Source organism: Caulobacter sp. S45, from assembly GCF_903642205.1.
Classification (GTDB): domain Bacteria; phylum Pseudomonadota; class Alphaproteobacteria; order Caulobacterales; family Caulobacteraceae; genus CAHJWH01.
Genome location: NZ_CAHJWH010000114.1, coordinates 1 through 10,597 on the forward strand (window position 1 = coordinate 1; position 10,597 = coordinate 10,597).

Sequence of the window (10,597 nt, forward strand, 5' to 3'; positions counted from 1 at the left end):
TGGCGAGCCGGAGGAGGGTGTCGGGAGTCATGCGAGCCTCGGCTCGGGCCGAGCGAGGACGCCGCGGCGCGCGGCGCTTAAGCCGCTGTCAATCTAAGCCGCCACTTGCCGCCGCGCCGGCGCGATGGTCTCGCCCCACCCACGCGCCCAGAACCGCATCAAGCCCGGCGAGACGAACGCGGTGGCCGCCGTGCGCGCGGGCCTGCGCCGCCACGGCGCCGCGGTGGTGGAGCTGGCGCTCCGCTGCGTCACCTGCACCACCAACAACAAGGCCGGCGCGCTCTCCTCGGTGGTGGTGGAGGCGTTGTGCGCCCTGATCGCCGCCCATCCGGAGTGGGAGGCGGCGCCTGACCGGCTGCTCGGCGCCTTCAACGCGGTCATCATCCTGCGCGAGGCCGACAAGGCCCGCTTCCAGGAACGGCCGCCTGGGGTGACGCCCTGGGAGGTCCTGCGCGATCGCCTAGCCGCGGCGGTCTCCAAGCAGCTCGCAACCCCCTCCACAGCCGCAGCAAAGGCCGCCTGATGCAGACCCAACAAGCGCCGGGCAGCGGCTACGCCGGCCGCCACGTGCGCGACCCCAGCGACGGCTCCGTCCAGCAAGCCCCGCCTGACGAATCGTTCACCGTGGAGGCCGACGTCCTCACCTCCGCGGCCCAGGGCCGCCTGAAGAGCTTCATCGAGCGTATCGAGCGCCTCGAGGAGGACAAGGCCGCCGTCATGGCCGACCTCAAGGAGGTCTACGCCGAGGCGAAGAGCGAGGGCTTCGACACCAAGATCCTGCGCAAGGTCATCCGCCTGATCAAGCAGGACAAGGCCAAGCGCCAGGAGGAAGAGGCACTGATCGACCTCTACCTGTCGGCCATCGGAGAGCTCGCGTGAGCGCCTTCGAGGATCTCGACGAGCCCGTCGCGGAGCATGAGTACGGCTTCCACGGTGACGGGCGGCCAACCCTGGCCTCGCTCTCGCACGCAATCCAGGTCTGGATGCTCAGCCAGGAACGCGAGGACGTCACCGTCGGCGAAGCCGCGTTGGCCTTCCATCTGTCGCCCGAGAGGATCGCCGAGGCCGTCGAGTGGCACTACTGGATGTTCCTTGCCGGAGCCGGTGAGCTCCACACTCGCCTGATCGAGCAGGACGGCGAGTGATGGGCGCTGAAACCCTCGCCCTGCACCAGGCCGCCAAGCCCTCCGCCACGCGCCTGCGCATGGTCATGAGCGGCCTGGCCGATCCGAAGCTCCTTGTCGGCGACGCGGTCCTGCAGATCTACGGTCCAGGCGGCTCGGCCAAGTTCGGCCGGGACATCTACTACGTCCTGCGCGCCTTCGACGCCATCGCTGCCCCGGAGCCTGCCTGATGGGCCGCTCCCACATCCTCGATCTGTTCACACAGACGCTGTTCGATGCCTGGGCCGAGCACACCCTGCAGAGCGTCCGGTGGGCGCGCGCCAAGACGGTCACCCAGGAGCGCTGGCTCGAGTGCGTCGCGTCCGCCGTCAAGCGGGCCCAGGCCGGCCGGTTCGGCGCCGGCGGAGAGCTGCGGGCCGGCGCGCCCGATCCGGCGCAGGCGCTCGCGCTCGAGGTCTCGTCGATGGTGGACGCCGCACGTTCGCGCGCCACCACCCGGGCCGGTGTCAGGCGCGCCCGGAAGGCCAGCGGCGAGGCGCTGTACACGTTCTGGGTCCCGGCCGTAAAATACGCCCTGGCGATCGTCCAGGACTGGACGTCCACCCAGCTCCCCGGGCAGCTGCAGGCCGCACGCGACGCGCTCGCTTCCCCGCAGCTGCTCCTGCCGCCACCCGCAGCCGACCGCCCGTTGAGCTTGGACGAGGCGCCCTACTAATGCGCGCCCTCCGCCTCCCCCGCCTGCTGCGCCTGCTCACGCCCACGGGCTGGGCCGTCGCCGCGTGCCTGGCCGCTTGCGTGGCCTGTCTCCTCTTCCTCGCCTCCATGGGATCGCCAAATGGCTGAGCTCTCTCCTCCCCGCCGCAGCCTCGCCGCGCGCCAGCACACCTCGGCCCCGGTAAGCGTGCCGGACGATCTCGCCGACCGGATCATGCTGGCGATCGCCGTCGCCTGCGTGACCTTCACCCCTGACCAGAAGGCCCAGATCCTGGCGCTCCGCGAGGAGCGCGGGTGGTCGGCCGGGCGCATCGCCGTGTCGCTCGGCGTGCAGCTGAGCGCGGTGGAGTACCAGCTGCTGGTGACCGGCGCGGAGAAGCACGGCCAGCCGCCGGAGACGGTCCCGGCAACCCCGGTGCGGCGCAGGGTCAGCTTCCGCAACGGCCAGCCGGTGATCGGCTTCAACCAGGCCGACGACGAGCTGCTCTGCAAGCTGGAGGCCGAGGGCGCCTCGCCGGGCCAGATCGCCAGGCGCATGTCGCCGCCGCGCCGGCCCCACACCATCCGCGTGCGCCAAGCCACCCTGGCGCGTCGCGCCGCGCGCCTCGAGGCCGGCGCCCAGCTGGCGGGAGAGGGCTGATGCGCTCGTGTGACATGGCGGGTGCCGATCTGGTCATCATCCCGGACCCGCCGACGCAGTTGACCCTGGAGCACGTCTTCGAGCTGCAGCGCGATCACCGTCGCAGGCCGCTCTGGCTGATGCATGGCGAAGCCGTGCGCGCGCTCGGCGACGATCCGGACGCGCTGGTCGCCGCCCTGCTGCGGCTCGCGAACGAGGCCCTGCTCATCCACCAGCTCGCCGAGCAGGAGCCGCATCGGCCCGTCGCCGAGCTGCTGAACCAAGTTGTCCACCAGCTGAAAGGAAGCTGAACATGGCTGATCGAGCGGACCAGAACGGACCAGACCCCATCGACGTGGCCGTGGGGCTGCGCATCCGCACCCTGCGCAAGAGCAAGCACATCAGCCAGGAGGCGCTCGGCCGAGCCCTCGGCATCACCTTCCAGCAGATTCAGAAGTACGAGCGCGGGACCAACCGCGTCTCGGCCTCGATGCTGGTGAAGTCGGCCCGGGCGCTGGGCGTCGGCGCGGCCGCCCTGCTGCCGGACGAGGGCGACCCCACCCCGCAGGCGCCGGCGATCCTGGCGCTCCTGAACCTCCCCGGCATCGAGGAGCTGGTGCAGATCTATGCTCGCCTCGCGCCGCGCTTCCGCCGCGCCGTGCTGGTCGGTGCGCGAAGCCTGGTGCACGCCATCCACGGCGGCTCCGCAGTGCAGGACGACGAAGAGGCCGAGGTCGAGCGCCTGGCCGAGTTCCAGCGCAACAGTTTCGCCGAGCCGCGGGCGCACTGATCGTGTCGGGCGCTCTCGCACTCCCACTGTTCGCCCTGGCCCTGAGGCCTGGCGTCATCAGGCCATTCGCCACGCTGCGCGAACTGGCGGTGGCGCTGGTGAGCTCGGCCACGCCCGGGGCGGCGATCGTCCCCTCGCGCCACCAGCTCTCCGTCGCGCCCTGCGGTGCGACGGAGGTCCTGGCGGTCTACGGCAACGGAGATCGCTCTCGCTTCCTCGGGTACGCTTGTGGCCTCGGCCATGACGCGGAGCCGCTGAACCGCGCCATCGAGCAGGTCAAGGCCGAGCGACCGCTTGAGGCGGCGCTGTGAACGCCACCGTTCGCCTTGTGGATCGGATGCTGGTCGATGCGCTCGAAGCCGAGGTCGAATGGCTGCGCACCGACAATGGACGGCTCGCGCTCTCCCGCCGGCGCTGGCGGCGGTTCGCCTGGGCGCTGATCACCGTGTGGGGCGCGCTCGTGGCGCTGTCCTTCATCGCCTCGCCGGCGGCCGACCCCTGCCTGCGCGGAAGGCCGCTGCCGGCCTACCCGCACCCCATCCACCAGGGCGTGCGCGGCGCACCCTGGCCGGCCCACGTCTAGCCGCAAACCCCAGGAGCCAACCTTGAACCTCGTATCCCTGCTCTCCACGGCCTCGCTGGTGGCCACCGACGCGGAGACCATCATCCCCGCCGTCGAATTCTTCGTGAAGGAAGCTGAGACCGCCGGCGGCGCCGGCGCCACCACAACGGGCGCCCAGAAGCTGGCGGCCGTGAAGGCCGCGCTGCAGGCCTACATCACGACCAACTTCCCCAGGCTGGTCGACACCTTCGACGCGATCTGGACGTCCATGACCGGCGTCATCAACGGCCTGGTCGCCCTCTACAATTCGCTGGGCGTGTTCACCCACGCCGTTGCCGCCGGCTGACCCTTGGGCTGCCGGCTCCGGTCGGCGGCCTCCTTTCAAACAGGAGCGAGACATGGCTGCACCCGCGACGCTCAGAGGAAGACCTCACCCGCCGCGTCATCGACCTGGCCGACGAGGCGGACTGCTCAGCGGTGGTGGTCCTGGTCGATCCTGACGATGGAGCTCGCGTCAGGTACGCCGCCCACGACGGGAACGCGCTCCTGAACGCCGCCATCGCCGTGCTCTGCGCAGCGCAAGCCCGGGCCATCGCACACGCGGCAACCTGCGCTGGCTGCGCCGCCAAGGCCAAGGCGATCGGCGACGCGCTCGATATGCTCGGCATCCCTGCCGACCGCCGGGGCGGCGGGGGTCAGGGCGCGCGGCCACAGGCGGTGCACTGATGCCCGCCGATGGCTCAACGCACCTCGCCCACACCGTTCAGGCCGACGTGCTCCTCGAGCTCGGCTCGGCGCGGCATGGCCCGCTGCTCTGCGACCTGGACCGCCTGCTCGCCGGCCGCTGCCTCGTCCAGGGCAGCTCGGGCGCCGGCAAGAGCCAGACGATCCGCCGCCTGGTCGAGGAGGCATTCGAGTTCGTCACGGTGATGATCGTCGATCCGGAGGGCGAGTTCGCCGACCTGGCCCGCCACATCGGCGCCACCACGATCGTTGCGGCCGACATCGCCGGCGACGGCCTCACGGCCGCAGCCGCCCGCGGCCGCCGGCACCGCCTCCCCCTCCACATCGACCTGAGCGACCTCGCTCCGGACGAACGCATCACCAAGGCGGCCGCGTTCTTCTCCGGCCTGCTCAGCTGCCCGCGCGAGGACTGGGCCCACACGGTCCTGGTCGCCATCGATGAGGCGCACCTTCTCGCTCCCCACCTCGCCGCCAGCGCCCGCGACGCGGAGATCCGCCGCCTCGGCGTTTCGACCCTAACCGAGCTGTGCTCGCGGGGGCGTAAGCGGGGCATAGGCTCCGTCGTCGCGACCCAGCGCTTGGCCAAGCTGGCCACTTCGGTCGTCTCCGAGCTTCACAACGTCCTGATCGGGCTGAACGTGTTCGACCGCGACGTCGCCCGGGCGGCCGACCTGCTCGGCATCTCCGGAGACGAGGCGCACAAGCTCCGCCAGCTCACCGCCGGCGAGTTCTTTGCCTTCGGGCCCGCGCTGAGCCGGACGCCGCAGCTCTGCCGTATCCAGCTGCCGATCACCTTCCATGCCGGCGCGACGCCCGAGCTGGTGGGCCCTGCGGACCACGACGCGGCCGCGGCCGCGCAGCTTCTGGACTTGTCCTCGCTCCCGGAGAGCACAGCGCCGACAGCCATGCTCGCACGAGGCGGCGTGCGCGGTCTCGACAGCTTCCTCCTGGAGCCCGCTGCGCCGGCGGCCGTGCGCATCGTCGAGGCGCTGCGTCGGATCGCGCCGAACGCGACCACGGCCTCCGAACTGGCGGGCCACCTCGGGCTGGACGGAGTCGGCGTCGACCAGGCGCTCGACCTGCTCGGCGCCCTGGGCGCGGTGGACACCGTGCCGAAGGGCGAGCAGCGCATTGCGCGCCTCTCGGCCCGGCTGCGCCTCAGGTGCTCCGAGACGCCCGTCGTAGGGCTCGCGTGATGTCGGCCGCCATCCAGGACCTCGGCGCCGACGTGGTGGAGCTGGCGCCCTACGTGCCGCCGCCGAGCGCGATCCCGCTGCGCGAGGTCGCCTTCAGGGTCAACGCGTGGACGCCGGCCGACATCGACATGCTTCAAGCCCTCGTTCGCGGCGATGATCTTCTCCGGCGAGAAGCGCCAGACGATCCGCCTGCCCCGCAAGCGCCACGCGCGCGCCGGCGAGCGGCTGCAGCTCTTCCAGGGCATGCGCACCCGCAGCTGCCTTCGCCTGGGCGTCGCCACCTGCCTGGAGGTGCGCGACGTGCTCCTCGACTTCCGTGAAGACCGGGTGGTGCTGGACGATGCCGTGGAGCTGACCACCTACGGAGAGTTGAACGCTTTCGCTAAGCGCGACGGTTTCGCAGGTCTGCCTGCCGGACCCGCGCCCTGGGACATCATGCGAAAGTGGTGGGCCATGACGCATGACGACCCGGAGCACTTCCGGGGCGTGCTCATCGGTTGGGGCGAGACCTTCGAGAGGGCGGCATGAGCGAGCTCGCCCCCACCCGCCCAGTCCTCCGCTACCTCGGCAGCAAATGGCGGCTCGCGCCCAAGATCATCCCGTGGCTCCCGCCGCACGAGATCTACGTCGAGCCCTTCGGCGGCGCGGCGGCGGTGCTCGCCTCCAAGCCGCGCGTCCGCCAGGAGGTCTGGAACGATCTGGACGGCGAGGTGGTGAACCTCTTCCAGGTTCTCCGCAGCGGCTCGGCCGCGGCGCTGATGCGTGCTGTGGAGCTGACGCCCTATGCCCGGGCGGAGCACAAGCTGGCCTACGAGCGCGTCGACGACCCAATCGAGCGCGCGCGGCGCCTGCTGGTCCGTTCCCACATGGGTCACGGGACGAACGGCACGCAGATCGAGCTGCGAAACGGCTTCCGGATCGACGGGTACGCCGGCCGGACAAATGTCGGTGACGAGTGGGGCGCCTTCGCTGGTCAACTCGAGCTCTGGATCTCTCGCATGCGCGGCGTCCTCCTGGAGCAGCGCCCCGCAACCGAGCTGATCGACCGCTACGACTCGCCCGGCGTGCTCCTGTACGTCGATCCGCCATACCTGCCGGAGACGCGCAGCACGTCAGTCCGCTGGATGACGGGCAAGTGCGCCTACGCGCACGAGATGACGATCGGCGAGCACGAGCAGCTGCTCGACCAGCTGAACGCCTCCAGCGCCATGGTGGTGCTGAGCAGCTACCCGTCGCCGGCGTACGACGCCGCGCTGCGCCACTGGCGGCGCCTGGAGCTTGCGGCGCGAGCGCACCGCAACAGCCCGCGCACCGAGCTCCTTTGGATCAACCAGGCCGCGGCCGCAGCTCATGGGCTGTTCGCGGCATGAGCGAGATCGAAGATACCCCCCCGAACGTCACCAAGCTGCCGGTGCAGTTCAAGACGCCGATGCCTGCGGATCGAACGCTACTGTCGCCGTTTGAAGTTCAGAGGGGCGGCGGATGCAGCCACTATCTAACCGGTTACATAGTCGACCCCACGCTTGCTGAGGTCGAGTGCGGCGGCTGCGGCGCCAAGCTCAACCCGATGTGGGTGCTGACACGCTTGGCCACGGAAGATCGGCGCATGGCCGAGGCTCAGGCGCGCTACCAGGACGAACAGCGGCGGCTCAGGGAGCGCAGCCGGACAAAGTGCCGGAGCTGCGGCGCCATGACGCCAATCAGCCGCGCATGACCCGCCCATCTGCCTTGCCCGAGGAGCGCTACGCCGTTGGTGATGGGCTGGCGAGCCATCCTGTCCCACCCGCCGGCCAATTCGGCTGCATCTACGCGGACCCACCCTGGGCCATGGCAATGCGCTCGCCAAAAGGCGAAGGCCGCTCCGCCGTCCGCCACTACGCCACGATGAGCCTCGCCGAGATCAAGGCGCTCCCGCTGGCGTTCACCGGCGCGGCCGACTGCATGCTGCTGATGTGGGTGATCGACCCCATGCTCCCGCAGGCCATGGAGGTCATCTCGGCCTGGGGCTTCACGTTCAAGACGGTCGGCTTCTACTGGGAGAAGCTGAACGCCGACGGCTCGCCGGTGATGAGCACCGGCTACTGGACCCGCGCCAACCCAGAGCAGTGCTGGCTGGCGACGCGCGGATCCCCGAAGCGACTGGCGCGCGACGTCCGCCGGCTGATCCGTGAGCCCCGGCGCGAGCACAGCCGCAAGCCGGAGCGGGTCTATGGCGACATCGAGCGCCTGGTGAGCGGCCCCTACCTGGAGCTGTTCGCGCGCGAGCGGCGCCCGGGCTGGACGTCGTGGGGCGACCAGCTGGACCGGTTTGAGGTGGCGGCATGACCGCCGACCCCTTCCTCATCACCGGCCCGGCGCTCATCAGCTGCAGCGGCGGCCGGACCTCCGCCTACATGCTCTGGCGCATCCTCCAGGCGCACGGGGGCACGCTCCCCGGCGACGTGGTGGTCGCCTTCGCCAACACTGGGAAGGAGCGCGAGGAGACGCTGCGCTTCGTCCACGAGTGCGGGACGCGCTGGGGCGTGCGGGTGCGGTGGGTGGAGTGGCGTCCGCAGCACGCCATGGACGGCGACCTGCTTGCGGCGGACCCGGCCGGCTTTGAGGAGGTCGGCTACAACTCGGCTTCTCGAGCCGGCGAGCCGTTCGAGGACATGGTGCGTCGGAAGCAAATGCTTCCGAACGTCACCATGCGGTTCTGCACCACCAAGCTGAAGGTGGACACGATGCGGCGGCTGATGCTGTCACTCGGGCACCAGCACTGGCTCAACCCGGTCGGCCTCCGCTATGACGAGGGCCACCGCGTCCTGAAGCAGCTCGCTCGCAACGACGCCGGCAAGCAGCGTTACAAGGCCGTCATGCCGCTGGCCACCGGCCGGGTGACCAAGCCGGACGTGATGCGGTTCTGGCTCGGGCCTTCCGGTCGGTTCCCCTCGTCTACTCTGCCGCAGGGCTTCGACCTCGGTCTGCGCGATCACGAGGGCAACTGCGACCTCTGCTTCCTGAAGGGGCGCGGCGCACTGGCCCGGCTGATAGCGGACGGCGCCGATGCTGGCTGGTGGGTCCGCATGGAAGCGGAGACCGAGGCGCGAGGCAAGATGCGCGACCGGCGCATGATGCGGTTCTCCAAGGACCGTAGTTACGCCGAGCTGGTCCGCGACGCCGCCCAGCCGCTCCTCATCACCGACGACATGGTGGACGAGCACGACGCCGAGTGCGGCCTGTGGTGTGGGAGCTTGGCCGCATGACGCGTGCCGAGCTGCCGGATTGGCCCGCCATGATGCCGATCGAGCTGGCGCACCAGTACGTCGGCCTCGGCCGCGACCTTTTCCTGGGCTTGACCGCCCGCTACCAGGTGCGCCCGGTCGACGTCGGCGCGCGTCGCTCGGTATGGAAGCGTAAGGAGCTCGACGAACTGATCGAGCGCCTGCCCCACATTGACTCGGACCTGCCAGGCGCCGCCTCATCGCCGCAGCCGGAGGCCCCCGAAGATATGGCGGCCGCTGCCCTCGAACGCTTCCGGTCGAAGCGAGGGCGTCGATCCGCGTGAGCGAGCCGGTGAAGCACGTCCAGCGCGTCCTCACGCCCGAAGGCGCGGAGTACCTCTACCTGCGCAAGAAGGGCCTGCCGCGGATCAAGCTCCGCAGCCCCTGGCCAGCCGAAGGCCAGGAGGCCGGCTCGGCGCTCGAGCGTGAGGTCCAGGGCCTTATTCGCCAGCTGGCGGGCGCCGCAGTCCGCCCCGATTCGCTGCGCGCCTACCTGCGCGCCTACGAGCTTGAGGACGCTGGCTTCAGGTCGCTCGAGGACAGCACCAAGGGCGAGTACCGCCGCTACCTCGGCGAGTTCGACGAGCACTTCGGCGTCGTCCCGGTGAGCGCCTTCTCGCCCGCCTACTGCAAGCAGCTCCGGGACACCTGGGCCGAGCAGGGCCACCGCGCAGCCAACCTGCGGCGGCAGGTCCTCAAGAACGTCCTGCAGCTCGCCCTGATCGACGGCCGGCTGCCGACGAACCCCTGGGCCGACGTCGGCGAGATCGCCCGCCCCCGTCACCTCGCGGACCCACACATCATCTGGCCGGCCGAGGTCCTGGAGAGCGTCATCAAGGCCGCGATCGGCGGGCGCAAATTCGGGATCGCCCGGGCGCTCGCCCTGGCTCGCTACACCGGCGCAAGGCGCGGCGACCTGGTGCGAATCAGCAGCGCCGCGCGCGCCGGCGGCCGTGTGCGGTTCACATCGGGCAAGCGGCGGGTGGCGGTGAATATCCCGGAGGATCCGGAGCTGACCCGTTGGCTGGCCACGACGCCCGATGCGCAGCCCCTGAGCCGGTGGCAGGCCTGGAAGCGAGCAAAGGACGGCGCTGCGCCGCTGAAGCCTCTGACGCTCGTCTACGGCCTCTCCAACCGGCCCTACACCGAGGACGGCCTGGGCCAGGAGCTTGCCCGATTGGTGGGTGAGCTGGCCGGCGCGGGCACGATCCCGAGCGCGGCATTCGACCTTCACGGCCTTCGCCATACACGCGGGGTCGAGCTGGCGATCGCCGGCTGCACCGACGCCCAGGGCGCCGCAATGCTGGGCCATTCGAGCGCTTCAAGCTTCGCCCAGTACCGCCGCCAGGCCGACAGGATCCTGATGGCGGACGACGCGGACGAGAAGGTCAGGGCTCTGCGGGAACGCGCCGCGAACCAAAGTGAAAAACCGGGTGTAAAACAGGTGTAAAATCGGCCGTCGGCTCGGCCAACCAGCTGCCCCACAATCCCTTACAGGGCCTCAGGTTCAGATGGTACCACCTCCCGGTCTCGAACCGGGGACCTCCAGAGCCACAATCTGGCGCTCTAACCAACTGAGCTAAGG

At 70.4% G+C, this 10,597-nt stretch carries 20 protein-coding genes; all 20 read left to right on the forward strand.

The window, feature by feature from the left end:
• Positions 1 to 124 precede the first annotated feature (124 nt).
• The 20 genes from HUV06_RS11405 to HUV06_RS11500 all read left to right on the forward strand — a co-directional run bounded on the left by HUV06_RS11405 (position 125) and on the right by HUV06_RS11500 (position 10,462).
• Positions 125 to 523, forward strand: a complete 399-nt coding sequence (locus HUV06_RS11405) for a hypothetical protein (RefSeq protein ID WP_174301388.1) — start codon at positions 125 to 127, stop codon at positions 521 to 523.
• Positions 524 to 624: 101 nt separating this feature from the next.
• Positions 625 to 879 (forward strand): DUF2312 domain-containing protein, encoded by a 255-nt coding sequence (locus tag HUV06_RS11410; protein WP_254601074.1) that lies wholly within the window; start codon positions 625 to 627, stop codon positions 877 to 879.
• Positions 876 to 1,145 carry a hypothetical protein gene (locus HUV06_RS11415; RefSeq protein ID WP_174301390.1) on the forward strand — a complete coding sequence of 90 codons (270 nt, stop codon included), beginning with the start codon at positions 876 to 878 and terminating at the stop codon, positions 1,143 to 1,145. Before HUV06_RS11410 ends, HUV06_RS11415 begins: the two co-directional genes overlap by 4 nt.
• A complete protein-coding gene (locus tag HUV06_RS11420; protein WP_174301391.1) occupies positions 1,145 to 1,354 on the forward strand; it encodes a hypothetical protein in 210 nt (69 codons plus the stop codon). The genes HUV06_RS11415 and HUV06_RS11420 overlap by 1 nt, the downstream gene beginning before the upstream one ends.
• Positions 1,354 to 1,839 (forward strand): hypothetical protein, encoded by a 486-nt coding sequence (locus HUV06_RS11425; protein ID WP_174301392.1) that lies wholly within the window; start codon positions 1,354 to 1,356, stop codon positions 1,837 to 1,839. Before HUV06_RS11420 ends, HUV06_RS11425 begins: the two co-directional genes overlap by 1 nt.
• 120 nt (positions 1,840 to 1,959) lie before the next feature.
• Complete coding sequence (locus HUV06_RS11430) at positions 1,960 to 2,478, forward strand: hypothetical protein (protein ID WP_174301393.1); 519 nt, start codon at positions 1,960 to 1,962, stop codon at positions 2,476 to 2,478.
• A 14-nt stretch (positions 2,479 to 2,492) separates the two neighbouring features.
• On the forward strand, positions 2,493 to 2,768 hold the full coding sequence (locus tag HUV06_RS11435; RefSeq protein WP_174301394.1) for a hypothetical protein: 276 nt from the start codon (positions 2,493 to 2,495) through the stop codon (positions 2,766 to 2,768).
• Positions 2,769 to 2,770: 2 nt separating this feature from the next.
• A complete protein-coding gene (locus HUV06_RS11440; protein ID WP_174301395.1) occupies positions 2,771 to 3,247 on the forward strand; it encodes a helix-turn-helix domain-containing protein in 477 nt (158 codons plus the stop codon).
• 2 nt (positions 3,248 to 3,249) lie between these two features.
• Positions 3,250 to 3,558 (forward strand): hypothetical protein, encoded by a 309-nt coding sequence (locus HUV06_RS11445; protein ID WP_174301396.1) that lies wholly within the window; start codon positions 3,250 to 3,252, stop codon positions 3,556 to 3,558.
• Positions 3,555 to 3,830, forward strand: coding sequence for a hypothetical protein (locus HUV06_RS11450; RefSeq protein ID WP_174301397.1), 276 nt, complete (start codon positions 3,555 to 3,557; stop codon positions 3,828 to 3,830). Before HUV06_RS11445 ends, HUV06_RS11450 begins: the two co-directional genes overlap by 4 nt.
• Positions 3,831 to 3,852: 22 nt before the next feature.
• Positions 3,853 to 4,155, forward strand: coding sequence for a hypothetical protein (locus HUV06_RS11455; protein WP_174301398.1), 303 nt, complete (start codon positions 3,853 to 3,855; stop codon positions 4,153 to 4,155).
• Positions 4,156 to 4,286: 131 nt separating this feature from the next.
• Complete coding sequence (locus HUV06_RS11460) at positions 4,287 to 4,535, forward strand: hypothetical protein (protein WP_174301399.1); 249 nt, start codon at positions 4,287 to 4,289, stop codon at positions 4,533 to 4,535.
• Entirely contained in the window at positions 4,535 to 5,749 is a 1,215-nt protein-coding gene (locus HUV06_RS11465) for a helicase HerA domain-containing protein (RefSeq protein ID WP_174301400.1), read from the forward strand. The genes HUV06_RS11460 and HUV06_RS11465 overlap by 1 nt, the downstream gene beginning before the upstream one ends.
• 153 nt (positions 5,750 to 5,902) lie before the next feature.
• Positions 5,903 to 6,277, forward strand: a complete 375-nt coding sequence (locus tag HUV06_RS11470; protein WP_174301401.1) for a hypothetical protein — start codon at positions 5,903 to 5,905, stop codon at positions 6,275 to 6,277.
• The gene (locus tag HUV06_RS11475; RefSeq protein ID WP_174301402.1) at positions 6,274 to 7,119 is read left to right on the forward strand and encodes a DNA adenine methylase; all 846 of its coding nucleotides are present in this window, start codon (positions 6,274 to 6,276) and stop codon (positions 7,117 to 7,119) included. Before HUV06_RS11470 ends, HUV06_RS11475 begins: the two co-directional genes overlap by 4 nt.
• Positions 7,116 to 7,463, forward strand: a complete 348-nt coding sequence (locus HUV06_RS11480) for a hypothetical protein (protein ID WP_174301403.1) — start codon at positions 7,116 to 7,118, stop codon at positions 7,461 to 7,463. The genes HUV06_RS11475 and HUV06_RS11480 overlap by 4 nt, the downstream gene beginning before the upstream one ends.
• Positions 7,460 to 8,074, forward strand: coding sequence for an MT-A70 family methyltransferase (locus tag HUV06_RS11485; protein WP_174301404.1), 615 nt, complete (start codon positions 7,460 to 7,462; stop codon positions 8,072 to 8,074). The genes HUV06_RS11480 and HUV06_RS11485 overlap by 4 nt, the downstream gene beginning before the upstream one ends.
• A complete protein-coding gene (locus tag HUV06_RS11490) occupies positions 8,071 to 8,994 on the forward strand; it encodes a 3'-phosphoadenosine 5'-phosphosulfate sulfotransferase (protein WP_174301405.1) in 924 nt (307 codons plus the stop codon). Before HUV06_RS11485 ends, HUV06_RS11490 begins: the two co-directional genes overlap by 4 nt.
• Entirely contained in the window at positions 8,991 to 9,296 is a 306-nt protein-coding gene (locus HUV06_RS11495) for a hypothetical protein (RefSeq protein ID WP_174301406.1), read from the forward strand. The genes HUV06_RS11490 and HUV06_RS11495 overlap by 4 nt, the downstream gene beginning before the upstream one ends.
• Positions 9,293 to 10,462 carry a tyrosine-type recombinase/integrase gene (locus HUV06_RS11500; RefSeq protein ID WP_174301407.1) on the forward strand — a complete coding sequence of 390 codons (1,170 nt, stop codon included), beginning with the start codon at positions 9,293 to 9,295 and terminating at the stop codon, positions 10,460 to 10,462. Before HUV06_RS11495 ends, HUV06_RS11500 begins: the two co-directional genes overlap by 4 nt.
• Positions 10,463 to 10,597: the final 135 nt, after the last annotated feature.